We start from the raw sequence: 23,599 nt of genomic DNA, 5'->3' as shown, positions 1-23,599 counted from the left end.
GCGCACAGGCGGCGCGCTCTGGGCCTCGATCGCTCATCTGGCAGAAAAGCCTGTTCAGACAAAAAGAAGGGCGGGGCCGAAGCCCCGCCCTGGAATCAACATGTCAGGTCAGAAAGGCAGCATCGGCTGCGGGTCTTTCGGCGGCTTGCCGTCGGGCAACACCTCCGAAAACTTTTGACCTGTGTTGATCTCTGACACTCGCCCCTGGTTAATCCCAAAGCGGGCGGCAATGTCATGCTGGTTGTAGCCAAGGTCGCACAAATGCTTGATCTGTGCCGCCATTTGTTTTGTGACGTTTGGCGAACGTCGACGAGATGAGCCCATGATGGGTCTCCTTACGAAGACCGGTCAGGGCTTGACTTAAGACCTAGTCAGACTCCAAGGTCTGACCGTGATCACAAGACGACCCTAACCGGTCGTGGTTTCCAAGGGCCTGCCGCACTCCAATGCGGCAGGCCCTGCCTTTTGCAAGACACAAAAGACCTCTCAGCCTCGGTGAGTCGCCTGGCATGGTCAACATACCCCGGTCAACTTTTCCATGCACGGCCACAGCCCCCTAATGACGGCGCACAAATGCGCGTGTCGCGTGCCTGTAGCGATCTGCGCCGCTCATTGAGTTTTAAGGTGTCAGGGGATATATTCGCAGATGTCATCCGGTCCTGTTAGCGCGCGTGCCACGCCACCAAGGAGACCGGGACGGAAGCCCAGATGTCCGCGCGCTGGGCTTCAACTTTTTGGACTGGTAGCAAACGGTGGGCAACGGCCATGGGCGGCGACAAGAAAGACGGTCGGGGATCAAGCGACTACGCTGAGAACAGCAAGCCCGGCCAAAACTATGAGACCGTTCGAAAGGCTGAGCAGCCAAGGCCCGGCGCATCGCGCGTCAACCCTCAGAACTCCGAATCTCCAAAGCCCGGAAAAATGGAATCCGGAACCAAGCCCCCCAAGCCGAAACACTAGCGAACCTGATACCTGACCTCGATCTCACTAATCTGGTCGGCAGGGATATAGGTCATCGCCACACCCGCCCCTTCATCGAGTGGCTCAATATCAAACCAGTCCAAGGTGGCGTCCTGGCGAACGTTCGTGACATAGAGCGCAATCGATCCATCCTCGCCATAGATACATGGGCCGAAGGGGAAATACTCCCACGTCTTGAGATCGTCGCACATAAGCTGCTTGCCGCTCGTTTTTCGTACGATGAGCTGCGTTGGCCTAGCCGACATTGAAACGCGCACTTGGTCCCAGGCTGAATGGTTCCCATCCGAATACGACACGTTACCTGCGCGAAGCAGCGCCTTGAATCGGTCCTCTCCCCATTTGCGCCAGATAGCCGCCGCGCCGAGCGCAACCACAACCGCCGCCGCCGATCCTGCAAGTGCAGCGTAACCAGACATCACGTCCGGCGTCGGTGAAGGGACCATGTTGCTTGCCACCTCGAACGCGAACTTGGCGATCGCCGCAAACACGACCGTGATGAAGAAGACATCAATCGCCCCGTGCCCCTTTTTCTTGCCGGTGAAAGCCACCCGGTAGGCCGCGAAGCCGGCACCCAGCACGACAAGAGTCGAGAGCGGCAGATCAAACACGCTTTGAAGGTCGGAAATCATCGGTCAGTCCTTTCCCTTGCTTTAGTCGCTACGGCGATAGGCCAGCACACCCATTCGGGAGCGCATGAGGTTAGATGGCTTGTTGGTTGGGTGAGCGGTAATGCCGACCCAGCCGTCTGCACCAACATCGAAGGCCGCCACGAAGCCGCGCGCGTCGCCCTCCTGTCGTCCCCGCATCAAATAGCGACGGCGCAAACGGAAGGTATCAGTGGCGCGGTGCTTTTCCCAATACCACCATATTTCATCCGGCTGCATGATGGTCAGGGCAATTTGGGCGAGGCTTTCAACCCGGTCCCGTTTGCCGATCTTCAACGTGCCGTCAGCCGTTTTGAACAGCGCATCTGAAATCACCAGGCGCTCGCCAATCACGTCGGTGAACACGGCAGGCTTTGACCGGCTGGCCCCGAAGGCTTGCAAAAACATGTCCATCTTCTGTTCCGGCGTGCCATCAAACTCAATGCCCGGCGGCAGGTTACGCGGCGGTGGCATCGGCACCGTCGCAGCGTTGTTGATGATGGCCGGCACCGGCAGCGGCCCTGAGCGCGGCGGTGGTGTGAGCCCGCGCATATGCGCCTTGCCCACATTGTAATTGAAGCCCGGCGCAATCCCCACCGGCAGCTGCTCGACGGCGCCGGTGCGCTTGTTGCGCCAGCGCTTCGTCTGGGCAGTCACCTTCTGCACATCCGCATCCGACGACATCTCAAGCCCGTTGCGCTTGAGATCACGCACGCCCATCTGGCGCACGATGCAGCGGCAGTGCCAGCCGTTGGGCGGATAGTGGGTATCCCAGAACGCATCGTCCCACGGCCGCACGATGTCGTGCCATTGCCGGTGCTCGTCGCGGGTGCGGTCATCCATCACCGCGCGATAGACCAGGTACGGTCGCCGCGCCGCGTTGCGCTCCACCCGTGCCCAGCGCCCGGCCGCATGAGACATCCGCAGATTGGTGTCATAGATCGTCGCCAGCCGGCGCGGGCTGCCCAGCTGCACGGTGCGTATTTCACCAGTCACGGGATCTGTCGCCGATTGCCGGCCCCACCATCCCTTGCGCTGCAGGGCCGGTGTCAGCCGCTCCTTGAACTCGGCCAGCGTGGTGCCCTCGCGAATGGCGCGATCCACCTCCTGGCGAATGTCCTGCAGAATGTCGAGGCGCATCGCCTTGGCGACGGTGAACGCGCGGGCATGTTCCTGTTGCCACACATCGCGCCAGTCGAACCCGGTCTGGTAGCCCTTGCTTTCAAAAAAGCGCACCGCGTCCGCAGGCGGACGGCCGCCCAACTTAATGGCGGCAGCCATCAGCCCGACACCTCGTCGTCATCACTTAAGGGTGCGCCGACCATACCTGCGATGCGCGCCTCGAAGCCCAGCCGCCCCAGATGCTCCGCGAAGGCCGCCTCGTCCATGTCTTCAATCGAATTGATCAGCGTATCGCGCACCTCTTCCAGTGTGTCGGCTTTGTCGATCCGGGCGCGGATCGGATCGATGATCGGTGCCATGATCTCTTCCCAATCGTCGTCGAGATTGTCAGCAGCCTCCTGAATGGCGTCGGTTGGCAACGGCTCGGCGAAGTCGGCGCTGCCCGCCCTTGTCGTCTTGCCGCTGCCTGGCACTGGCGGATGCGGCGGTGCCTGCAGCGCAGGTGTCCGGTCCGGGTCGGGTTCCCAGCCTTCCCCATAGGTGTCTTTCACATACGCCTCCGTCGGCTTGAACCCCATGCCGTAGATTTTGGTGTCGCGATCCGCCAGCTGATCGAGATCTTCGGGCGGCTCGACCGCGCGCCAGACGCGCGGCGGCGTGGCACCGGGATAGTTCCATTCGGTCAGCCACTTCACCGGCCCCTGGTTGAACGACGCGCATTGCAGATCGCTGTCCGCCTTCACCACATCTTCACGCACATCCATGTGGGTTTCGCTTTGCGACTTCGACGAGCCGTCATCCGTCGTCATGGTCTGCGAGAGAATGGCTTTCGAGATCGAGGCATCAAGGCGGTCATACATCAGCTCAAAACTGGCACCGCCGCTGCGCGTGGCCTCGATGAGCTCCGCCGCCATGCCTTCGGGCATGATGACCGCGCTGTCAGACCGCATGGCCGTGACCGCTGCCAGCAGCCTGTCCATCTCTTCCTTGGTGGAGCCGGGCGGGTATTTGCCCACCGCTGTCGGCCCGCCGTACTTGTCCAGGAAGGTTAGCCAGAACTTGAGCGTGTGGCGCTTGAAGAACGCAGGCCAGTAGCAGTAGTGCGCAAGGCCACGGCCATAGGGCGTATCGTCGTCTTCCGCGCCTGATACAAATGTCCAGAACTTGCGCGCCGGCATCAGCTCGCCGTCATGCATGTTGTTCAGGGTCAGCAGCCGCAGGCCGCCGTCCCGGTCATATCTGAACCGGCGGGCGCGGCGGACCTTGATCGCATCGATGACAAAGTTCGCGCCATCTTTTGCCCACATCATCTCGCCAATGGCATAGCCATAAAAAATGCCGTAGGCCATCCGATTGCACGCCTGGTCAAACAGGATGTTGCGCAGGTTCTCCCGCACCATGTCGGCCGCCATCTGGCTGGCCTTGTCATCGGCCCCGGCTTCAACTTCAAGCTCGGCTGAGACCACTGCCAGCCGCCGTTGCTGGAAGCATGAATACACCTGCGTATCGCGCAGCACCTCTTCATAGAGCTCAAGGCCGCCGCCGCGCGCTGCCAGCACCGTATCATCGTTGGTCAGCAGCGCCTGCGTAAACGGCCGGGTGATGTCGCGACCGTCGGCGCTGGTCGCGATCTCGTTCAGGTCCGGCCGTGTTGCCTTCCCGTCCTGTGTCGTGTCGGCCATATTTTAATACCCCGTCAAATCGGCGCCACCGCGCGCAACACCAAAGCCAGTGTCGCGGTCAATGCCGCTCCGCCCGGGCATGGCGGCTTCGGCCACCCGCCCGTCGCCTGAACTTTGAAACTCGATCGGCACGCTGTCCTGTCGTGACGCAAACCACGCCAGCGCGCCGGCAATGGCTGTGTCGCCGTGCCGCTCATACCCATCAGTACCGGTATTAGTTGCGCCCTGGGGAACACGCGCCACACCATCCTGATAGACAATCGCCTGATGGTCGCCCACCACATCCTCGTCCTTTGGAATCGTGATTGAGCGGTCTTCAAAGGCCGTTCGATATTGCGGCATGTTGATCCGATACCACTCAAGCGACAGCGACTGTTCCACCACGCGCGACCCGTAGCGCTGCGCTGCCACTTCGGCCAGATAAGCCCCGTTGCCCGTGGCATCGAGCACGCCTGAGAAAAATCGCGGGAGCCGGTCCACCACCATGAACAGCAGTTTTTTCTGCATCTCGAACGGGCAGTTGCGCAGCTCGATCACAAACGGCGTCTGCCGCGTCAGGTCGCGCGCAATCTGAAATGGCCATATCGCGCTGGCGTCTCCCTTGCGCGCAAAGTCCTGCCCAAAGCCTGACCGCAAATGCGGGTCGAGCGCGGCAAGCAGCGGCGCGGCATGGCCGTTGAACCATCGCTCTACGGCGGCGTCGCGCTCGCGTTCGGCGGCAAACTTCAGTTCGTCCGGCACCACCCAGCGCAGCACCGGAATATCGTCATGCGCGCAGGCTTCGATCAGGGCGCGGGTCATGAACACGCCATCGCCCTCGGCCGGGATCACATCCAGTTCCTGACGCATCGCAGCGGTGCGCGTGCCGTAAGAACCACGGATCAACTTCAACCATGCGTCCTTGCCTTCGGCCGTTGGCTCTTCGCCTTTCACAAAGCACCGCCGCTCGTACAGCCCATTGTTGACGGCATCATCGAAGGTGATGGTGTGAACGTGGAAGTCGTTCTTGCCCGCGCGTGCCTCATTGATCAGTTCATTGAACGGATTGCGCTCACCGTTATGGGTTGAGATCACGCGCACTTTGCCGCCCCATATCAGCAGCGCATTCACAGCATCCAGCACTTCGCGCACGTCCTTGTGGAAGGCTGCCTCGTCAATCACCACGATGCCCTGCAGACCGCGAATGTTTGCGGGGCGAGACGACAAAGCCTCAACGCGAAATCCCGACGCGAACCGGACGCGGAAAGCTGCAATGTTCCGCGTACTGCCGTCCTTGAGCTGGTCTTCAAACAGGAACTCTTCGATGTCGAGCAGCTCGTCCATCAAGACGCGCGCAAAGTGCGCGACATAACCAATGAACTCCCGGCCCTTGTCTTTGGTATCGCCGATGTAGAACACGTTGTCCCCGCCATCGGCGCGCGACGTTGCGGAGGTGATGGTGTCGTCCAGTGCCTCGGCGAAAGTCAGTCCGGTACGGCGACCCTTTTCGCATAGCTTGAGATCGTAGGTATCTTCGAGCCATGCCTTTTGATGCGCCATGAGAATGCCGTCGGCCAACGGGTCTTCCGGCAGCGGCAAGCCCTGCATCTCACCTTCGTCAAACACTGTTGGCGCGGCAACCGTCTTGGTCTCTTCGGGGGGCAGCGTCACTTTGCCGGCTCCCGCACGCCCAGCACCTGCTTGCGAATATCGGCGGCAGCCGGGCCGGACAGACCGCTGCGGATCGCAGCCGCCTCGGCAGCATCCGCCGCATCGGTCACAAAGCGGTCTGCGATCTTCACACGCGTTTCAACATTGGTCTTGCGCGCCTGTTCCAGCTTTTGCACCGCGACCGCTGCTTCCTTGAGCATCTTGATGCCTGCGCTGTCGTCGGCAAGCGTGGCATCGACCACCACGTCATAGACCAGCGTCTTGATGGTCTCGACCAGGAGCAGCCCCACGTCGCCGTCGGGCTGATCATCCATGCGCTCGGCCATGATGCTGGCAATCTCGCGCGCCTGCGCCATGTTCTGGCTGTATTTTGCAAACGCCACCGAATGCCGGTTGAAGGCCGAGCTCGAAATCGGCTCCTGTCCCTTGGCTTCAATGCGGGCGTTGAACTCAAGGCGTATTTCTTCCGCCGTGCGCCGCCGTTCGGTCAGCTCCTTGCTGGCCCACACCACATCTTCCTGACAGTCATCAGGCAGCATCTCGATTTTGGACAGCCGCCCGCGCTTGCGCCGCTCTGACATGACAGCCCCTAACTGCTACTGGCACTTGGGCGCGCAATACCATTGATGAGGGTGCGGCCGGCCACATGATCTTCGCCCCGCTCAAGCAGCTCGGCGATATAGACTTGGCCACTGCCGAAGGTTTCGACCCTGATCGCACGGACCTCCACCAGCCAGTCCAGTACTTCGCGCACGGCATGTCGCGCGACGCGATGACCGAACCCTTCCAGCACACGCTGGAGCACGGCTTCATTCAGGCGACGATCAGCCTCCTGATAAAGCGCCCGCAGCACGACAAGCCGTCGGTCTTCCATCATGTATTCAGCATAGCTCATCGTTTCGCCTCGCTGTTTGATGGCATCAGAAAGTCTTCGATCCGCCGGGTCGTTGCCATGTTCGCGTCAATTTTTGCGGACATCGCATCGAAGCGGCCTTCCAGCTTGTTGAGGTCGCGGTGTAGATCGGAGTGATGCTCAATCGTCGGCAGGTGCTTCACGTGCTCTTCAACAGCCGTCATCCGATCCTTCAACTCACCGTTTGAATCCGCGCGTCTCTTGCGTTCATTTTCCAGTGAACGGCGGCGTTCATCTCGCTCCACAGATACCTCGCTCCTCACAGATTCGATGTTGCCCTCAATCGCTTTCATTTCACTGCGGTTGGATGCGTCGCGTGTGCGTACCCAGGCGAACAGGATGCTGACAACGGCAATCACCAGCGCCACAAAATCCAGACCTACTTTTATCCAGTCGGTCACAGGCTGTTCGCCCCGCTAAAGCCACTCGCCAGACGGCCAATCACCGAGTCATCCGGCTGGCCAAGCAGACGCCGTTTGTCCTGGCTGCGCTGCTGGATGTTCACACCGAGCACCGCCAGCGCGATACCAAACAACCCGGTAAGGCTGGCGATGCCTTCCATGATGTCTTTTGCCTCCGACGGTTGAAACACCGTGATGTAAACAATGCCCGTACCCATCAGCAGCCACACCAGCGCAACACACCAGCCAAAGAACGGGCGCCATCCCGATTTCCAGATGTTCTCGCTCGCGAGCTCCGCACGGATCGTCTCGTGCTGTTGACCGAACTGCGCCGTCTGCGCTTCCAGCGTCATGCGCGTCAGCTCAATGCGTTGCTGTGCTTCAACCTCAATGACCTTTGCCAGCGCGGCCGGGTCCGTGCTCAACGCGGCCGCCACCTGATCGGGCTTTGCCTCAGTGCCAAGCACAGAGGCAATGATGCCGCCGACGGCACCGCCCGCCGGGCCGCCCAGCAACCCGCCGATCAGCGGTGCAGACTTTGCAACCCTGCGCCCAATATCACCCCAGTCCATCAAACAACTCCTATGCGTAGGCGCGGCGCAGCCAGCCGCCTTCATATTTTTTGAACACCGGGCGACAAATGATGAGCCCGCGATAAAAGCCGGCCGCTTCCGAGCGCAGCGCCACGGTGGCGGCGTAGTCGCCCTGAGCCGAGTATTTGGCCACGGCATTGAGCGCCTGCAGCGTGTGCCGCCCGATCAGGCCGTCATCCTCCAGCGAGCGCTGCCCGTTCGCCCTGAGAGCGCGCTGCAACAGCCGGTGCGCCTGGCGCGCGCCCATATTGACCGACAGGTCAAACAGCTTGGCTCCCGTGAGCTCCGGCATGTCGCCGTAGGAAAACTTGTCCCACCAGTATTTTTTGTAGAGCGCAATCGCATCCGCGCGCGGCAGCAGCTTCATGTCGGCCGGGTCAACGTCGCCGTCCATGTCGAAATCAAAATCATGCCGCCCGTCGCCGTCCGCATCGAGCCGCCCAAGCGACAGCAGGAACCGCAGGCTGATGCCCCAGTTGGTGGCACCACCGGGATCAACGGGATCATTGACATAGCCGCCTTCATGGCGGAGCACTGTCTCAATCGCTGCATCAAACTTTGTATCGGGGGTCATGGCCGGGGATGCTTTTCAGGGTCAAACGGGTGCGCTTAATCCCGCCCACCATCTGTGCTGATCCCGAAATTAAGCAGCCCGACAGGTGTCGGGATTACCCAAACAGATTGGGCTGTTGCGCGGCGCGGCATCGCTGTGCTTCGCGCTCCACCGTGCGGATATGAACCCGCACCCGGCGGGCAATCGTGTGCTGCGACACACCTTCGTCCAGCAGTTGCCGGATCATGGCGCGCCTGGCAGCCCCGTCCGCCTCCGGACCAAGCGGCACAACCACCTGACCATAGCCCAGCGTCTCAACCACTTTTTCAGCGCGCGGCCGGCCAAGCACCTGCACAAGCCGGTGCCCCGGCGGCACGTGCTGGGGAATGTAAAGACGACGCCCGCCCCATTCCTTTGCAACCAGCAACGCCGCCTCTTCACCCACCGCGTCCGCGATGCGTGCCAACAGGTCCGGCAGCTGATTGTTTATTTCATTCATGCCCGGCAGTCCGCCACCGGCACAGAGGAATCACGTAGTATTGGCGTTCAGTCTCCTCAAGCGAGAGCGGGTACACGTCATGATCGACTTGGCGATAGGTATTCTGGCGGGATTTTTTCTCGGCGTTTTTTTGATGGGTCTTGTGGTGCCGCCCGGGTGGCCGTCCGAGGTTGTTCTCTGGGCGCCGGTGGTCGCACCCACTGTCGCTATTCTTGTTGCCGCAGGCGCGATCTATCACGCCGAAAGAAACCACCGACGAGACCGCTACAACTCCAAGAAGGACCAGCTGCCGGTTATATTCCGCGCTTTGGTGGATTGCGCTGAGCGCACAAGCGGCTTCTTGGACGTGATCAACAGCGATGGCGATGACCCGCACAAGAAGTTCAAGCGCGCCGTTTTGCTGGGCTACAGCGGGGAACCCACGAATTTTTCTCTCATCGCCACGGGGCTTGGGCAGTTCTCCTACAAATGCGCCGCCCGAATCCTGACCGCATACCACACAGCAGATAGATTTGAGGCTGTAATTAAGGTAGCCGCCGAAGGAGGAATGGAAACGTCGAAAGAAATGTACGAACATATTACGAAGAGTGGGGCCAAAATCGTACTCAACGCCCTCTATGCGTATCTCGCCGTAAGGGAGGATTTTCCAGATGAAGGTTCGTTCGGTGGGAGCTCGATTCTCGGCTGCGTTCGAGATGTCGTCAGACACCTTGATTTTTCCGTATCTTCGGACGATGGAAAAGCCAATTACGATGACGCTCTTGCATTGGCTAATTTTTTTGGCGAGCGCGAGAAGCTGGTAAATGCACTGCGCGATTCTCGAACGAGTTACGACCAGGCTTGAGTCCAGCTTCCTAAGAATCATGCTCATCAATTCATTACGAGCGCCAGACGCTGATGACGCAGCCATGGGTCGCATCCCAGACGATGCGCAGCCGGTCACGGCCCTGGCGAAGCGCCACGAGAACGCGGCCATCCGGGCGCGGAGTGTAGAGATCAGCGGCCGCCGCGAGCAGACGCTCGATACGCGCGATGTCCGGCGTGTCCAGGCCAACGCCACGTTCACGCGCGCGACGGACGAAATGGGCATGACAGCGAAGGGTGCGCAGCGCATCATGAGGCATCACCCCCTCCGAATGGTTGGGCCGGGGTTTCTCCCAGCAGCTGGCGCATCGCCATGTTCGCATGGTCGAGATCAGTGCCGCTCATGCGATCAAGGTCAGCCCGGCTGAACGGCACCTTGTATCCACCCGTGCGCAGCTCGGCCGCCAGCCAAACCGCAAGGTGGTGCTTTGCCTCCTGCCCGTTGGCGGGCACGTCAAAGCCTGCGCGGGTACACATGTCCTTGAGCGCTTCAATCACTTTGTTGGCATCATCCGGCGTCACCCAATGCAACGCGCCCACGGGCCGGCCGGTCTGGCGCACGGTGAAGGCCAGCAGCGCGCTGTCGCGCCGATCGCGAACGATGCGCAGGCACCATGCCGTGATCCACAGCGCCCGCATCTTGGCGAGTTGTGCCGGTCCTTTGCGCTGGCCTTTGTGCTGGCCCATTTGCTTCACGTGAAACCCGCGCGCCTTCATCTCGTCCACAACGAGGGTGAGCTGATTCACGTCGCAATCAGCGGCTGACCGCTTGCCCGTCACCCGTTCCACAAGGTCGCGGTAGGTATCGTCATCCAGCCCAAGCTCGCGCTTGCCGACATGGATTTTCCTGATGAGTTGAGTGCGGCTCATGACCAGGTGTCCTTTTCGGCTTCAAGATGTTCAGCGGCGGTGGCGTCCAGAGCCTGATGCAGCCGCTGTATTGCCAGCTCAGGGCTCAATGGCCCGGCACCTGTCTCAACGCGGTTTGTGAAATGCGGCACCAGCTCCGCGCGCGGAACGCCCAGCGCCAAGGCCAGATCAAGCGCTGCCAGATGCACATCCACCGCACAGCGCTGGCGCGGCGTGCCCCGGCCTTCCGGCACGCGGGCCTCATGCCCTGCCAGCACTCGCGTCGCAGCCCGCAGCGCCGCCATCAGCTGCGCCCGCCGGTGGCCACGCAGGCAATCGCGCAGCGGCATCACCGCAAAGCAAAGCTGTTCAAGCGCGCTATGGACAGGGGAGCGCTGCATCTCAGGTGCCGACCGGGTAAGATTCAACGGCATCGGCGTAGCTGACAGAACGGCAATGGCTGCACATGCGATTGTGCGGCCCTTCCGACATGAAGCGCGTCTCGCACCTCAGACAGCTACGCGCCTTGTGCTGGGAGCTCAGGTCGTTCAGATCGCCCGGCACCGCGTACACTGACTTGACGCGCGACCAGTTTCCGGCCGCCTTGTACTTCAACGGATAGGGTGCCTGGTTGGGCAGACCGTCACGCCATCTGATCTGGATGGCACCGCGCGCTTCAAGCCGGTGCAACGATGCCACGAGATCATCGAAGCCACAGTCAAGATTCGCTGACAGGTCGCGTCGCGTTGGAGTGATCCACCTGGCGACACATACGCGTTCCAGCACATCGAGCAGACGCTGATCCAGATCATCCGACCAGCTTTTGCGCGCGGGCGCGCCCGCGCGCGCGTGCAACGATTTGGGGGGCAAGTGCAAGATGTTTTGTGACATCAGTCGCCCTCCCCACCGATCAAGCCCAGAGCATTGAGATAGAGGTCGAGTATGGCCCGGCGTTCGGTGAACTCTGCTCGGTCCATCCGGCGCGCCTGAATGGCGGCCTTCATCGCCTTCACGTCATAACCGTTGCCGCGCATCTCGGCATAGACCTCGGCCTTGTCACGGCCCAGCGCGGCCTGCTCTTCTTCAAGCCGCTCGATGCGCTCGGCATAGGCGCGCAGTTGGCCCTTCGCCAGCGAGTTGTGTCCCTTTCCCTCAGCCATCACAGCGCCGCCATGTCGAGCGAGATTTGTCGGAACTGGTCGCTGTCGCCGATGCGCTCATACAGGCGGATGTACTGCCGCGTGCCCTGCACCTTCACGCTGTCGGAGATGGCATCCATCGCCCGCTTCCATTTCGGGTCATCAATGTCGAGACGCCGCAGGCCGAGAACGCGCTGATGATCGATGCGCCCCTTGTTGACCTGAAACGCATCATCGACCAGCACCTTGATTTTCGCGTCGGCGCTGCCGGCCCATTCTTCAATGCACTCGTCAATCAGCGCCTTGGCTGCCTGCAGACCTTCATCGAAGGTGATCAGGTCGGCGACGGCACGCTGCACCTTGTACCTGCCGTCAAAGGTTGTGAGTGAAACGTTGCCCTTGCGGCCGCCGAGCTCCACGTCGTAGCGCTCCGCCGACATGTCCACGAAGGTCTCTACATTCTCGAACGTCTTGAACTTGAAGCTGCGCACTTCATCCTGCAGGGATTTCGCCTGCTTGATGATTGAGCGCACGAGCTCGTCGCGCAGCTTGTCGATCGGCTTCACCAGATGCTCCGGCACCAGCTTGCCGGTGCCGTCCTGCATGTAGCCTTCGGGGATAGGGGTCTGGGTCATATCGACCTCCTGAGTTTTGGTTTTGGTTTTGAAAGAAGCATGGTCCGCCACCACCGCGTCAGCTGCCGAAGCGGATGATTGCGACGCGGTGATGTCGTGATGTTTCGAGGCCGGGCAGCGCGCATCGCGGCAGCCGTCTTGTCGGCCACCTCGATCTGAGCGCGCAGGGTCTCGAACGATCGCTGCACGTCGCGGGTTGTGTCGCCGCCGCCCTTGAGGGCATTGGCCAGCACCACCGCATCGCGGTGCCGTTCAGCGGCGCTACAGACGCCTTCCAGCGTCAGCAGACGAATGGCGAGGGCACGTTCCTCACATGGCCGCAGCATGATGCGGCCATCGTCGCGAATGCTGCGGGCAAGTTCCGCTGGATCAATACGGTAGTTCATGCCGCACCTCCCGGCGTCCACGGCGAGTAGGGCGTGTCATCGCGACTGGTGCGGGACGTGAACGGCACAACGTTCGGCCCGGCCATGGCCTGTGTTTCAAGCGCACGCACATCGCGGGCGATCTTGCGCAGCTCGCGCATCTCCGCCTGAAAATCCCGCTCCAGCAGGTTCCCGTCGATATTGGCATCCACCATTCGGTTCACGCTGGCGGTAATCCGGTCACTGATCATCGTTCTCTCCTTTCAGGGTGAGGCGGCTATGCGGGCAGCCATCGCGGCAGGCCCGATAGACCTTGGGGCGTATGGGGTTCTCGAAGGTCAGCCCGCGTTTCTGCTCGCGGGCGCAATGGTCGCGGCGTATTTCGCCAAGCACCGGGCACTCGACAGTGGCGCCGAGATACAGCCCGCTGACGCTTTGCTCGATCCGGTCCAGACGGCCGGGGTATTTGTTGCTGAGCACCTGCGACACGATGCCGGCTGAAAAGCCCAACGCCTGCGCAACGCGGTTCTGGCTGGTGGCGTCGGCCTGCTCGGCCAGCACCCGCACCCATTCGGGCATGCCGGCACCCCATGCGACCCGCGCGCGCTCAATGGCTGAGGCGCTCATGCGTCACCTCCCGCAAGATCAAGCGTCTCGCCTGTGTTGGGATCACGCAGGGTCTTTTTGTCCGGGTTGAACACCGGCGGCTTTGGCCCTGTGTCTTTCAGTATCCCCCAGCGGGCGAAGCCGTTTGACGTTGACCCGTCGTAAGGCTGGCGCTGTGGAAAGCGATGCACATAGCCCGCCTTCTCGAGCGCATTGAGATACGCCCGCGCATTGGTTTCAGGGTTCTTGTCTGCGTCATCGCGCGCCAGCATCACCAGCTCGCTCAGCGGTAACTTGCGCGCGATGCGCAGCACCTTCCACAGACGGGCGCGGAATGTGCCGGTGCGCTGCTTGCCGGGGCCGCTGTGAGGCTTGCGCGGTCCGCTGACAACGCGCTTGTTTGCACGCTCGCGGCCCTGTGGCGTGGCCTCGTACAGACCCTTTTCAATGCGCCGCACATCGCCCGCCGTCACCAGTGCGCTCAGCGCGGCGGTGATCTCGTTGCGGGGCTTCTTCAAGCGCCGCTCAAGAATATCCAGCCTGACCGGGTGCTGCACCGCTGCGAGCGCTGCAACCAGCCGGGCACGCAGGCCGTTGCCGGGCGTGCGGCACTGGTTGGTTTCGTCCGCTTGCGGAGCGTTAAGGTTAACTACCCCACCCATCAGGACGCCTTCGCGTTGGCAGCACGCGCCTCCGGCCGACGGTCATTGGTAAGGTCTTTGGCGGAGATGTGTTCCAGCGTCACCGGCCCATTGGCCCGACGACCGGCACGCTCCGCAAAAGCGATGGCGTTCATCACCTCGCGGAAGCGCCCGCCGGTCTGCGCATGAATGGCCTTCACAAGGTCTTCTGCGATGGGCACGTCCGCCAGCTCATCACAGCACAGCTTTACGTCAGCAAGGGTGGCGGGTTTGAACACCGTCACATCCGCGATGCGCGAATAAATCTGCGGGTAGCGCTTGAGCCGTGCTGCAACACCCTGCATGCCGCCGATGATGATCGGGCTTTCGGTGAAGTCCGAGATGTCGCGCAGCACCTCAATGATGCCGCCGGCCATGGCGTGTTCGACCTCGTCAACAATCAGCGCCCGACCGCTGACGGATATGCTGGCGATTGCCGCGTTGAGCATGACTTCGGTTGAGCGCGCGGGCGGTTCGCCCAGCTGCGACATCAGATCACGCAGCGCCCAGTTGACCGTCCACCCCTTTTTGGCACGCACAAGTACGTATTCGTTTTTGGCTGCCCACCACGTCAGCGTGCGTGTCTTGCCCAGGCCGGGGACACCTTCGGCAAGCTGCCATGATGCCTCAACGGCACCGCGCGCTTTGACACGCTCGACGCCGGCCATGAAGGCCATCACATTGCTGGTTTTAACAAACCGGTTCCGCATCTCATTCAGTCCTTTTCTAGCGCCGCGCACTGGCCCACGGCTGGCCGCCTCCTATGACGTCAAGTCCTTTGCAATGGTGAGGAGCAGCTGCATTTCCGGGTCTGCCTCTTCTTCCTCAAGGAACTTGCGGTCAGTCTCGTTGAGCTGGTCGCGGTGGCGTTGCGCCCACATCACCCACTCGTAGCCATTGCCGTCGGGTTCGGGGTCGCCGGCAAAGCGCGCGTCTTGGATGCGCACGATCTCGGCGTCCTTCGCCTCAAGATCAGCAAACGCCTGTGCGGCCAGCGCTTCGTCTTCGGCGCTCACGTGTTGTTCTTCGATGTCGCCACTCATGGCGCGCAGGTTGTCTTCCGCAGCACGGGTCGCGGGTGTGTCATGCGGTGTTGTTGTTTTGGGAAAAGCCAGAACGGTGTCGGCGCGACGGGCGCTTTCCTCGCGCAACCTGTCAGCCAGCAGGTGCGGCTTGTATTTGCGCGCACGGCGGCGGGCATCGACGCGGCCCTCGTTCAGCACTTCGCGCTGGCGCTTGAGCGCATCAACCGCGATCTGCCTGCGGTCGCCACCGGACCGTTCCGGGCATTCGGCAACGCAGATGAATGCGCCGTCCATCGCATAGACGTGGATGAACCCCATGTCGCAGGGGTCAAGACGCACATGTACGCGGCTGCCGACCAGCGGTCCAAGTTCCGGGGCAATGAAGGCTGCCCGTTCGACATGGATACCCTTTTTGCCAACGACGCGAATGCCGTCCTTGTCGGGCGCTTCCATCAGCATCGTGTCGAGAATGCGCTCGTCGCGCACTGCCTGAATGCCGCCGGTCCATTGCATGGCGGTTTCAAATGGCGACTTGCCGTTGAGGCCGGCATGCGGTTCGCGCTCGTACTGGGTTTCAATCCAGCTGTCGCAGATTTGCTGCAGCTCTTCGCCGGACAGTTGAACGTCGAGCACCTGGTCGGAACTGCCAAAGCGCTGCGCAAATGACCGTCGCGCCTCAATGCTTTTTCTGTCTGCCACGCTGTGGCCGACAAAGCCGGGCAGCAACGCAAGCAGGTCGCGCGCCATGGTGCCAAAGAACCGCTCGATATGCGGCTTGCCTTCCGGCGTGAACGGCGGGCAAAGCTGGTGCCGGATGGACAGGTCAGCAAGGCCGCGTGTGAAATGCGCCGATACAAAATCCTTGCCGTTGTCGGTTTTCAGGGTGTCTGGAACACCCCATTCAAGGATGGCTTTTCGGATGACGCCTGATGCGGCGACGGCGCGCGGTGTCTCAGTGACCAGCACCTTCACACGGCGGGAATAAACGTCGATCACGCCGGTGATATTCATGCGACGGCGGCTGCCGTCTTCTTCGACGGTCATCACATCGGCGGGCGTGGCGTCGATCTCCCAAATCTGATTGAGCGCAACCACGTTCTCGCTCGATGATCCGAAGGCAGAGCGGAACTTTGATTTGTGCTTGTCGGGATCATGCAGCGACAGCAGGTGCGCTGCGTTCTCTTCCTTGAATGTGGCCATCCAGCGCTGAACGGTGCGCTTGGGCAGCGTCTCGCCGAACTGTGTTTCGATGGCGCGCATCAGCTGGTTGGCTGTCAGCTGCGGGCGCGTCTCGCATTGGGTGGCGGCGAAGTCGCGCATAGCTGGCTGGCTGTCGATCGTGCCGGAGCCCTTGCGGTGTCCGTACTTGCCTTCGAGCGCTTCAATGCCCTCGCGTTTTGCCTTGCGCACCCAGCTTTCCAGCGTACGCGCATTGACGCGATAGACGTAGTCGCGAACCCATTCAGGTATTTCAACATCGCCTGCAGCTGCGGCCTCTTTTGAAGGGTTGTTATAGAGGTGGCAAAACGCTGCCCGCGCGTGCCCGCCTTGAAGCGAGGCGGCGTCGGCAAACACCCGAAACAGATTGACCACATACAGCCGCGCCTGACCCCGGTTCCGCTTGCCGCGAACACAGGGCGTGAAGGTCGCGTCATCGCGCTGCGCCACATACGGCGCATCCGCATTAACCGCTCGGCGCGCGAGCGCGATGCGTGCGACTTCGGGCAGCGATGAGATGTGGTATTCGTCGCCGCCACCCCGCGCCCGTCGAGGTCGGGAGACCCATTCCTCAGAATGAGCGCGACGCTTCATGTTCTGCTGCGTATTGGGCAACCCCGGCAGGTCCAGCCGAGCCAGCTCCTTCGCGGTGTACCAGCTCATGCCGCCTGACTCCCCTTGCGGGTGCAGGTCATGCTACGAGTCCGGGTCTTTCTGGCTCGATCTGCGTTTTGGTATCGCGATGGCCAGATGTCGCGAGGCGACATGCCGATAACATCGGCGATGCGTTTCTGGGATGTGGGGAGGTGCCGGTTCTTGACACCTGTAATGGCCGTAATGTCGACGCCGCTGTCACGCGCGATCTGCGCGAGACTGCTGCCTGCCTTTTCCAAGGCCGCCTTCACATCAGGCCACTGCCAGTCTGCGGGCTTCACATGGCTCTTAGAATGGGCCGACATAACGTTTTTTGGTCCTAATGGTTCCATTTATGGAACTATGGACACAATTATGGGGCGTCTTGTCAACGATAAAATCGATGGATGATGCAATCGACGCTGCGGACCAGGTCTTTGCGGACCGCCTGCGCGAAGCCCGCGGCAAAAAAAGCCAGACCGAAATGGCTCAGCAGCTGGGGGTCCCGAAGAACACGTATGGTCGATACGAGCGAGGACAGACACGGCCCGATGTCGCGTTTATTCGAGGGTTTTGTGAGCTGCTTGGTGTCGAAGAATCGTGGCTGATTTCGGGACGCGGACGACCCAACCGAGACGGTCTCACCACAACCTCAAGAATTGTCGAGACTGGTTTTGCCGATGAGGCTGGGTCCAGTGACGATTTTGTTGCCATCCCCCGATATGCGGTCGAGGCATCAGCGGGGCCTGGGCGTCAGGCGCTGGCAGAGCAGGCACTTGAAGATGTTGCCTTCCGCCGCGACTGGCTGCGGTCAATCGGCGTCTCGCCCGCGCGCGCCATGACACTCATCGCGGCCGGGGATTCAATGGAGCCGACCATAAGACATGGCGATCTGTTGCTTGTGGATACCGGCATCGAGACTGTGATGGACAACGCCATCTATGTCCTGAGCCTTCACGGCGCGGTGCTCTTGAAGCGCGTTCAAAGGCTGATTGACGGAACGGTATTGGTGAAGAGCGACAACAGCCTGTACGCTGAAGAGCGGATAGGCGCCGCCGATGCCGACCAACTCCACGTCGTCGGCCGCGTCCGCTGGCACGGCAGAACTCTATAGAGGCAGGTCATGGAAAAGCAGCCTGAAGATCAACTCGACCTACGGACGCAATGGAAGATTGCGGGCACGTTTTTCGGCATCTTTGTTGTTATTTTCCTCGCTTGGGCGCTCGGCATCTTTAGCTCTGAACCCACCAAAGCGGAGCGGGACGCCGCTGCGTATCGGGGGGATTGCGAGAACCAGATCACTGGTCTCGTGGCTGCCCAAGGCTTCGTTAGAGACACCCTTCGCGCGCCAGCGACCGCCGAGTTCGGCGTACTTGGATATGACGGTGTGGCGGTGACGGTGTTGCCAGACTGCCGATACAGCGTTCGCTCTTTTGTCGATTCACAAAACGGATTTGGCGCAATGATCCGAACCCGTTTCGACGCGACTGTCAGCCTCGACAGAGACCGCAGTATCTGGACGCTGGAAAGCCTCGAACTCGCCGAACGATAAGGGCCATTCAAACCCGCTTTCAGCATTCATCTTTAGCGAAGGCGTTGCCGGGCACCCACAAACGATAAATGCCGGGCATCGCTAGGTTTTTCAACTTCTCACGGCGCCAACACAAGATGAACGTTTGCCATTCATCTTGCCGAAACTTTCCGACTAGAACAAAACGCGAAGCCCTATGTGCATCAAGGCTTTAGCGCGATCCGGCCTCCGCAAACTAAGTGGCGCACCGGGCGTCTTTATGCAACGCCGATCATTGCGCGATTTTTGGGATGACCCCATCTAAGCCCTTGATCTACCGCCCATTCCCGCCTTTTCCCGCCTAATCCCGGATTACTCAGCACACACCGTAACTATGTGGCGCGGTACACGCGCTACATAAAGCCACGATGGAAACTCTACTAAACATTTGAAAACAATGGTGCCCAGGGGCGGGATCGAACCACCGACACTGCGATTTTCAGTCGCATGCTCTACCAACTGAGCTACCTGGGCGTGCCTGGCCGGATGGTGTGTTTCCGCGGTGAGCGGAGCCGGTTGGAAACCGGGGCCAAGGCGGCGGTTTATAGGCAAATACGGCGGTTAAGTCCAGCCTGTGCGCGGGTTGATTTTGCGCGCTGGAGACTGGGCTTAGTGGCGGGTGATGTCGTCCTCGTTTTTGGACGTTGCCTCTGCCACCGCCGAAGCCATGTCCCATTCGTCCGGGGGTTCCACGGCGGGGATCGCGTATTTGCCGCCGAGCCAGCGCGACAGGTCCACGTCGGCGCAGCGCTTTGAGCAGAACGGGCGGTAGGTCAGGTCAACGGGCTTGCCGCAGTTGGTGCATTTGGCGGTCTTGCTCATGCGGTAATATCTGCGCTTGTTGGTGTTGGCGTGCGTGCGGGTGCGGCTGTGGGTGTGCTGACGTCAACATACTGCCGGGGCACGCCGGTTGCCGGAGCAAGCGTGATTTCCACGCCAAGGCGCGCCTTGAGCTGAGGGATGAGGCCGGACGCCGTCAGCCACGCCACCACATCGTCTGCGGCGTGCAGCGTCAGCGGTTTGCCCGGCGCATCAGCAGCGGCGGCTTGTGCGGCGCGCAACACGGTGTAGGCCATGGTGGCTTTGGTCTTGTTGGCATCGCGGCGGATCGGGTCCAGCAGCAGGCGATCAAGCGGTTCGCGCACGCGCTTGCGGGTCATCTCAACGGTGCCGAATTCGCTCATGGGCAAAATCTGCGTCGGCGTGCGGTCGCCTTCAAAGCCTGCTTCAAGACGCGCCACCACTTCTTCGCGGTGGGATTCTTCGGCCAGGTGAATGAAATCAATGATGACCAGTCCGCCGACACCGCGCAGGCGCACCTGACGGGCAATCGCATCAGCCGATTCAAGGTTGATGCGGTGGCTGGTCTGCTCAAGGTCTGAAGCGGCGGTAAAGCTGCCGGAGTTCACATCCACCGCTGTCAGCGCCTCGGTGCGCTCTATGGTGATCCAGCCGCCGGACGGCAGGTCCACACGCGACGACAAGGCTGTTTCTATTTCAGCGTCCACACCGCGCTCGGCAAACAAAGGCGTGCGCGACGCGTGATGCTTGAGCGTGGCGGCAAAGCCGGGCATCACCGCATCGCAATAGGCGCGCGCCTTGACGAACGCATCCGCGTCATCAATCAGCACGGCTTTTGTGTCTTCGTTGAGATGATCGCGCAGCACACGCTGCACCGGGCCAAGCTCGCGGAACACTGTGGCCGGCGCTGTGGTGCCCCTGGCGCGCTCGCGCACTTCGCGCCACATTTCCAGCACATGGCGGGCGTCGCGCTCGACGGCGGCTTCGTCCGCATTGAGGGCCGCCGTGCGCACGATCCAGCCGCACTTGCTCACGTCATCATCAGGGGTTGATGCGGCGACGTCTGCCCCCACACGCTCAACCAGCTCAGTCAGGCGGGCGCGGTCGTCTTCGTCCTCGATGCGGCGCGACAAGGCAACGCCGGGCTGGTGCGGCACCAGCACCAGCAGGCGGCCGGGAATGGTGACGTTGGCTGAAAGCCGCGGGCCTTTGTCGCCGATCGGGTCTTTCAACACCTGCACGACGATTTTTTCGCCTTCGCGCACACAGTCGTTGATGCGGGGCATCTTGCCGGCATCGCGAAGGCCCATCAGCTCACACAGGCATTGCGCCTCACGCACACCCAAAAAGCCGGAGCGGGCCAGACCGATATCAACGAACGCCGCCTGCATACCCGGCAACACACGCTCAACACGGCCAACCATGAGATTGCCCACAAGGCTTGCCCCCGTGGTGCCGCCGGAGCACGGGCCCTGGGCGCTGTCGTCAATGCTGCGTTCAATCACCAGATCACGCAGCACGCCGTCATCCATCAATGCGATGCGCGTCTCGCCGATGCCGACATTGATGAGGATTTCTTCGCTCATGGAAAACTGCGCCGATAACTCTGTGTGACGATTCTGGTTGCAGGCTATGTGCAAGTCTAAGCCGCGCAGGGGATGCATGGCCAGACACACAGGCCGCAAAAAGCGGATTAAAGCGTTGATGCCGCGACGTAACCTGCACCGGCCAGCATCGCGTGCGTTTCTGCCAGCGGCAGGCCCACTATGGCGGTGTATGAGCCGATTATGGCGGGAATAAAGGCTGAGGCCCGGCCCTGAATGGCATAGCCACCCGCCTTGCCGTGCCATTCGCCACTGGCGATGTAGGTGTTTATGTCGGCTTGGGTCAGGCGTTTGACCTTCACCCGCGCCTCCACAACCCGAACGCTCACGCGGGCGTCAGGCGCAATGATACACACGCCCGTAAACACCCGGTGCGCGCGCCCCGACAGCAGGTCAAGGCACCGACGGGCTGAGGCTTCATCTTCCGTTTTTGGCAGGATGCGCCGCCCGACACCCACCACCGTATCGGCCGCCAGCACATAGGCATCTGCGTGCACGGATGCGACCGTGCGGGCTTTCTCGCACGCCAGACGCTCCGCATACGGACGGGGCTGCTCGGTTGGTCCGGGGGTTTCGTCAATGTCAGCCGGTGCCACCAAATCCGGCACGATGCCGATCTGCGCCAGCAATTCAAGGCGGCGCGGCGAGGCGCTGGCAAGAATGAGCCGTGGGGCGGGCGCGCTCATGCAGCCGCCTTAATGCTATTTGTAGCGATAGGTGATGCGGCCCTTGGTCAGGTCGTAGGGCGTCATCTCGACCAGCACTTTATCGCCCGCCAGCACGCGAATGCGGTTCTTGCGCATTTTGCCGGCGGTGTGGGCGATAATCTGGTGCTCGTTCTCAAGCTCCACCCGGAAGGTGGCATTGGGGAGCAGTTCAACAACTGTGCCCGGAAACTCAAGCAGTTCTTCTTTTGCCATTGCGGCCTTTCCAGTTTCTCAACCATGCAGGGTGCGGCGGAATGCCGACAAGATGCCGCGTTCAACGCCCGCCCCCGTGAATTGCGCCGGAGAATGGGCATTTGGGGCGGTAAAATCAAGGTGGCGCGCAAACAGGATCAGGTGCGTTGACGAAAGCACAAATGTTCACCTATTGTTCCACAACGTAAGCATCAGGAAAGAGAAACAAAATGCAGGGAAGTTGTTGCTGTGGCGCTGTGAGATTTGAACTCACCGCGCCGCCTTCCATGATGGGAACATGCCATTGCACCCGATGCCGCAAGGTGGGCGCGAGCGCTTTGGTGTTTGTCAAAAAAGACGACATCACGTGGCTGAGCGGGCGCGACAAGGTTCAAGAATACCAGCCTGAACCGCCGCACAAATATACCCGGTGCTTCTGCCGTGTCTGTGGCACGTCGCTGGGGGAGATATTGTCGGACGAAGCGAGCTTTCCGATCAACGCCCATGTGCTGGATGATGATCCCGGCGTGCGAAACGCATTTCATGAGTTCGTGGCTGAGAAGCCCGTCTGGTATGACATCGCGGATGACGCGAAGCAGTTTGAAGGGCACCCGACAAGCAGCTAGATGAGCCGGCCGCTGGCTGCCTAGCCACTTGGTGCCGCGCGCCAGCCGAAGCGCTGTTTTATCCGCTCCATCAATGCGTCACGCACCTCGCGGTAGGCATTGAGGCACTGCTCGCGGGAGCCTTCCACGAGCGTGGGGTCATGGGTGGGCCAGTACTCCACGTCGGCAGCCATCGCGCGGGTCAGGTCCACGGCGTTGTGCTGGGCTTCGGGCGTCAGCGAAATGATGAGATCAAAGCTCGTGTCTTCGAGTTCCTCAAAGCTGCGAGGCTTGTGTTTGGTGAGGTCGATGCCCAGTTCATCCATCACCGTCACAACAAACGGGTCCACTTCGCCCGCCCGCACGCCCACCGACTCCACAAACACATGGCGGCCGAACAGGTGTTTCATGAGGCCCTCCGCCATTGGTGAGCGCACGGCATTCTGGCTGCAGGCAAACAGCACAGCATCGGGCAGGTCTTCACCATGGGGGCCACGCATATGCGTCAGCCCTTCATGTGCAGGACGCAAATCAGCGTGAACAGCCGCCGGGAGGTATCGTGATCGATGGCGATCTTACCCGCCAGACGCTCTGTCAGCAGGCTCGCGCCCTCATTGTGCAGGCCCCGGCGGCCCATATCGATGGCTTCAATCTTTGACGGCGACGCCGACCTGATGGCCTCGTAATAGCTTTCGCAGATCAGGAAATAGTCCTTGATGATGCGGCGGAACGGCGTCAGCGACAAGATGACTTTGCCATGCGGCTCTTCGGCTGCGTCGCGGATGTCGAACACCAGCCGGTTTTCCTCGATCGCCAGATGCAGGTTGTAGGGGCCCGCATCGCTGCCCTCGGGCGCAAAGGTGTTGTCCTCCAGAAGGTCAAAAATCGCGACCTTGCGTTCGTGCTCGATTTCCGGCGACCGGCGCACGACCGACGCCTCATCAAGCACGATGGAAGCGATGCGCTTTTTCGGGTCAACGGGTGCTGATGCGTCGTCGGTCATGTGTGTGCCGCAGTTAAAAGACTTGTCGGCAGTCTATGGTGTTGAACGTGGTCTTCCTAGTGCGC

At 61.1% G+C, this 23,599-nt stretch carries 34 protein-coding genes and 1 tRNA gene; 4 read left to right on the top strand and 31 right to left on the bottom strand.

Annotated features, from left to right (window positions below; all coding sequences use genetic code 11):
* Positions 1 to 108: 108 nt before the first annotated feature.
* From RIB87_RS11455 to RIB87_RS11405, 11 genes are all read right to left on the bottom strand, one after another.
* Complete coding sequence (locus RIB87_RS11455) at positions 109 to 324, bottom strand: helix-turn-helix domain-containing protein (RefSeq protein ID WP_350146720.1); 216 nt, start codon at positions 322 to 324, stop codon at positions 109 to 111.
* A 632-nt stretch (positions 325 to 956) separates the two neighbouring features.
* Positions 957 to 1,610: a hypothetical protein gene (locus RIB87_RS11450; protein ID WP_350146717.1), complete on the bottom strand. Its 654-nt coding sequence runs from the start codon at positions 1,608 to 1,610 to the stop codon at positions 957 to 959.
* 21 nt (positions 1,611 to 1,631) lie between these two features.
* A complete protein-coding gene (locus RIB87_RS11445) occupies positions 1,632 to 2,906 on the bottom strand; it encodes a PBECR2 nuclease fold domain-containing protein (RefSeq protein WP_350146715.1) in 1,275 nt (424 codons plus the stop codon).
* Complete coding sequence (locus RIB87_RS11440) at positions 2,906 to 4,429, bottom strand: DUF935 domain-containing protein (protein ID WP_350146713.1); 1,524 nt, start codon at positions 4,427 to 4,429, stop codon at positions 2,906 to 2,908. Before RIB87_RS11440 ends, RIB87_RS11445 begins: the two co-directional genes overlap by 1 nt.
* Positions 4,430 to 4,432: 3 nt before the next feature.
* Positions 4,433 to 6,079: a hypothetical protein gene (locus RIB87_RS11435; protein ID WP_350146711.1), complete on the bottom strand. Its 1,647-nt coding sequence runs from the start codon at positions 6,077 to 6,079 to the stop codon at positions 4,433 to 4,435.
* Positions 6,076 to 6,660 (bottom strand): phage protein Gp27 family protein, encoded by a 585-nt coding sequence (locus tag RIB87_RS11430; RefSeq protein ID WP_350146709.1) that lies wholly within the window; start codon positions 6,658 to 6,660, stop codon positions 6,076 to 6,078. Before RIB87_RS11430 ends, RIB87_RS11435 begins: the two co-directional genes overlap by 4 nt.
* An 8-nt stretch (positions 6,661 to 6,668) precedes the next feature.
* On the bottom strand, positions 6,669 to 6,974 hold the full coding sequence (locus RIB87_RS11425; RefSeq protein ID WP_350146707.1) for a VpaChn25_0724 family phage protein: 306 nt from the start codon (positions 6,972 to 6,974) through the stop codon (positions 6,669 to 6,671).
* Positions 6,971 to 7,393 (bottom strand): DUF2730 family protein, encoded by a 423-nt coding sequence (locus tag RIB87_RS11420; RefSeq protein ID WP_350146705.1) that lies wholly within the window; start codon positions 7,391 to 7,393, stop codon positions 6,971 to 6,973. The genes RIB87_RS11425 and RIB87_RS11420 overlap by 4 nt, the downstream gene beginning before the upstream one ends.
* Complete coding sequence (locus tag RIB87_RS11415) at positions 7,390 to 7,965, bottom strand: 3TM-type holin (RefSeq protein WP_350146703.1); 576 nt, start codon at positions 7,963 to 7,965, stop codon at positions 7,390 to 7,392. The genes RIB87_RS11420 and RIB87_RS11415 overlap by 4 nt, the downstream gene beginning before the upstream one ends.
* A 10-nt stretch (positions 7,966 to 7,975) precedes the next feature.
* Positions 7,976 to 8,560 carry a glycoside hydrolase family 108 protein gene (locus RIB87_RS11410; protein ID WP_350146701.1) on the bottom strand — a complete coding sequence of 195 codons (585 nt, stop codon included), beginning with the start codon at positions 8,558 to 8,560 and terminating at the stop codon, positions 7,976 to 7,978.
* A gap of 94 nt (positions 8,561 to 8,654) precedes the next feature.
* The gene (locus tag RIB87_RS11405) at positions 8,655 to 9,038 is read right to left on the bottom strand and encodes a hypothetical protein (RefSeq protein ID WP_350146699.1); all 384 of its coding nucleotides are present in this window, start codon (positions 9,036 to 9,038) and stop codon (positions 8,655 to 8,657) included.
* A 79-nt stretch (positions 9,039 to 9,117) separates the two neighbouring features.
* Here RIB87_RS11405 and RIB87_RS11400 point away from each other — a divergent pair, with 79 nt between their 5' ends.
* Positions 9,118 to 9,882, top strand: coding sequence for a hypothetical protein (locus RIB87_RS11400; protein WP_350146697.1), 765 nt, complete (start codon positions 9,118 to 9,120; stop codon positions 9,880 to 9,882).
* 34 nt (positions 9,883 to 9,916) lie between these two features.
* Here the strand turns inward: RIB87_RS11400 and RIB87_RS11395 are convergent, their stop codons facing one another.
* The 13 genes from RIB87_RS11395 to RIB87_RS11335 are packed head-to-tail and all read right to left on the bottom strand — an operon-like array spanning position 9,917 to position 17,378.
* Positions 9,917 to 10,162, bottom strand: a complete 246-nt coding sequence (locus RIB87_RS11395; RefSeq protein WP_350146695.1) for a hypothetical protein — start codon at positions 10,160 to 10,162, stop codon at positions 9,917 to 9,919.
* Entirely contained in the window at positions 10,152 to 10,772 is a 621-nt protein-coding gene (locus tag RIB87_RS11390) for a gp16 family protein (RefSeq protein ID WP_350146693.1), read from the bottom strand. The genes RIB87_RS11395 and RIB87_RS11390 overlap by 11 nt, the downstream gene beginning before the upstream one ends.
* On the bottom strand, positions 10,769 to 11,152 hold the full coding sequence (locus RIB87_RS11385; protein ID WP_350146691.1) for a hypothetical protein: 384 nt from the start codon (positions 11,150 to 11,152) through the stop codon (positions 10,769 to 10,771). The genes RIB87_RS11390 and RIB87_RS11385 overlap by 4 nt, the downstream gene beginning before the upstream one ends.
* Position 11,153: 1 nt before the next feature.
* The gene (locus RIB87_RS11380) at positions 11,154 to 11,642 is read right to left on the bottom strand and encodes a hypothetical protein (protein ID WP_350146689.1); all 489 of its coding nucleotides are present in this window, start codon (positions 11,640 to 11,642) and stop codon (positions 11,154 to 11,156) included.
* A complete protein-coding gene (locus RIB87_RS11375) occupies positions 11,642 to 11,911 on the bottom strand; it encodes a DUF2312 domain-containing protein (RefSeq protein ID WP_350146687.1) in 270 nt (89 codons plus the stop codon). The genes RIB87_RS11380 and RIB87_RS11375 overlap by 1 nt, the downstream gene beginning before the upstream one ends.
* A complete protein-coding gene (locus RIB87_RS11370) occupies positions 11,911 to 12,525 on the bottom strand; it encodes a DUF3164 family protein (RefSeq protein ID WP_350146685.1) in 615 nt (204 codons plus the stop codon). The genes RIB87_RS11375 and RIB87_RS11370 overlap by 1 nt, the downstream gene beginning before the upstream one ends.
* The gene (locus RIB87_RS11365) at positions 12,522 to 12,911 is read right to left on the bottom strand and encodes a hypothetical protein (protein WP_350146683.1); all 390 of its coding nucleotides are present in this window, start codon (positions 12,909 to 12,911) and stop codon (positions 12,522 to 12,524) included. Before RIB87_RS11365 ends, RIB87_RS11370 begins: the two co-directional genes overlap by 4 nt.
* The gene (locus RIB87_RS11360; RefSeq protein WP_350146681.1) at positions 12,908 to 13,141 is read right to left on the bottom strand and encodes a hypothetical protein; all 234 of its coding nucleotides are present in this window, start codon (positions 13,139 to 13,141) and stop codon (positions 12,908 to 12,910) included. Before RIB87_RS11360 ends, RIB87_RS11365 begins: the two co-directional genes overlap by 4 nt.
* A complete protein-coding gene (locus tag RIB87_RS11355; protein ID WP_350146679.1) occupies positions 13,131 to 13,517 on the bottom strand; it encodes a transcriptional regulator in 387 nt (128 codons plus the stop codon). Before RIB87_RS11355 ends, RIB87_RS11360 begins: the two co-directional genes overlap by 11 nt.
* Entirely contained in the window at positions 13,514 to 14,158 is a 645-nt protein-coding gene (locus RIB87_RS11350; RefSeq protein ID WP_350146677.1) for a hypothetical protein, read from the bottom strand. The genes RIB87_RS11355 and RIB87_RS11350 overlap by 4 nt, the downstream gene beginning before the upstream one ends.
* Entirely contained in the window at positions 14,158 to 14,886 is a 729-nt protein-coding gene (locus RIB87_RS11345; RefSeq protein ID WP_350146675.1) for an AAA family ATPase, read from the bottom strand. Before RIB87_RS11345 ends, RIB87_RS11350 begins: the two co-directional genes overlap by 1 nt.
* Positions 14,887 to 14,937: 51 nt before the next feature.
* Positions 14,938 to 17,082, bottom strand: coding sequence for a TnsB C-terminal domain-containing protein (locus RIB87_RS11340; RefSeq protein WP_350146673.1), 2,145 nt, complete (start codon positions 17,080 to 17,082; stop codon positions 14,938 to 14,940).
* A complete protein-coding gene (locus tag RIB87_RS11335) occupies positions 17,079 to 17,378 on the bottom strand; it encodes a helix-turn-helix domain-containing protein (protein WP_350146671.1) in 300 nt (99 codons plus the stop codon). The genes RIB87_RS11340 and RIB87_RS11335 overlap by 4 nt, the downstream gene beginning before the upstream one ends.
* Before the next feature lie 77 nt (positions 17,379 to 17,455).
* On the opposite strand from RIB87_RS11335, the gene RIB87_RS11330 reads away from it, so the two are divergent.
* Both RIB87_RS11330 and RIB87_RS11325 read left to right on the top strand, forming a co-directional pair.
* Positions 17,456 to 18,166 (top strand): XRE family transcriptional regulator, encoded by a 711-nt coding sequence (locus RIB87_RS11330; protein WP_350146669.1) that lies wholly within the window; start codon positions 17,456 to 17,458, stop codon positions 18,164 to 18,166.
* Positions 18,167 to 18,175: 9 nt separating this feature from the next.
* Positions 18,176 to 18,604: a hypothetical protein gene (locus tag RIB87_RS11325; RefSeq protein ID WP_350146667.1), complete on the top strand. Its 429-nt coding sequence runs from the start codon at positions 18,176 to 18,178 to the stop codon at positions 18,602 to 18,604.
* Between the two features lie 416 nt (positions 18,605 to 19,020).
* Here RIB87_RS11325 and RIB87_RS11320 read toward each other — a convergent pair.
* The 5 genes from RIB87_RS11320 to infA all read right to left on the bottom strand — a co-directional run bounded on the left by RIB87_RS11320 (position 19,021) and on the right by infA (position 21,947).
* Positions 19,021 to 19,096 (bottom strand) — tRNA-Phe (locus RIB87_RS11320).
* Between the two features lie 135 nt (positions 19,097 to 19,231).
* Positions 19,232 to 19,444, bottom strand: coding sequence for a DNA gyrase inhibitor YacG (locus tag RIB87_RS11315; protein WP_350146665.1), 213 nt, complete (start codon positions 19,442 to 19,444; stop codon positions 19,232 to 19,234).
* Entirely contained in the window at positions 19,441 to 21,009 is a 1,569-nt protein-coding gene (locus tag RIB87_RS11310; protein ID WP_350146663.1) for an Rne/Rng family ribonuclease, read from the bottom strand. The genes RIB87_RS11315 and RIB87_RS11310 overlap by 4 nt, the downstream gene beginning before the upstream one ends.
* 107 nt (positions 21,010 to 21,116) lie before the next feature.
* Positions 21,117 to 21,713, bottom strand: a complete 597-nt coding sequence (locus tag RIB87_RS11305; RefSeq protein WP_350146661.1) for a Maf family protein — start codon at positions 21,711 to 21,713, stop codon at positions 21,117 to 21,119.
* A gap of 15 nt (positions 21,714 to 21,728) precedes the next feature.
* Positions 21,729 to 21,947: a translation initiation factor IF-1 gene (gene infA, locus RIB87_RS11300; RefSeq protein ID WP_043948365.1), complete on the bottom strand. Its 219-nt coding sequence runs from the start codon at positions 21,945 to 21,947 to the stop codon at positions 21,729 to 21,731.
* Positions 21,948 to 22,156: 209 nt separating this feature from the next.
* On the opposite strand from infA, the gene RIB87_RS11295 reads away from it, so the two are divergent.
* Positions 22,157 to 22,552 carry a GFA family protein gene (locus RIB87_RS11295; RefSeq protein ID WP_350146658.1) on the top strand — a complete coding sequence of 132 codons (396 nt, stop codon included), beginning with the start codon at positions 22,157 to 22,159 and terminating at the stop codon, positions 22,550 to 22,552.
* 20 nt (positions 22,553 to 22,572) lie between these two features.
* On the opposite strand, the gene RIB87_RS11290 is transcribed toward RIB87_RS11295, so the two are convergent.
* Both RIB87_RS11290 and RIB87_RS11285 read right to left on the bottom strand, forming a co-directional pair.
* Complete coding sequence (locus RIB87_RS11290) at positions 22,573 to 23,031, bottom strand: arsenate-mycothiol transferase ArsC (RefSeq protein ID WP_350146656.1); 459 nt, start codon at positions 23,029 to 23,031, stop codon at positions 22,573 to 22,575.
* Between the two features lie 5 nt (positions 23,032 to 23,036).
* Complete coding sequence (locus tag RIB87_RS11285; RefSeq protein WP_350146654.1) at positions 23,037 to 23,534, bottom strand: UPF0262 family protein; 498 nt, start codon at positions 23,532 to 23,534, stop codon at positions 23,037 to 23,039.
* Positions 23,535 to 23,599: the final 65 nt, after the last annotated feature.

Origin of the sequence: Pyruvatibacter sp. (assembly GCF_040219635.1) — a bacterium.
In the GTDB taxonomy this organism is placed as follows: Bacteria; Pseudomonadota; Alphaproteobacteria; order CGMCC-115125; family CGMCC-115125; genus Pyruvatibacter.
This window is presented reverse-complemented; position numbering and strand designations above follow the sequence as displayed.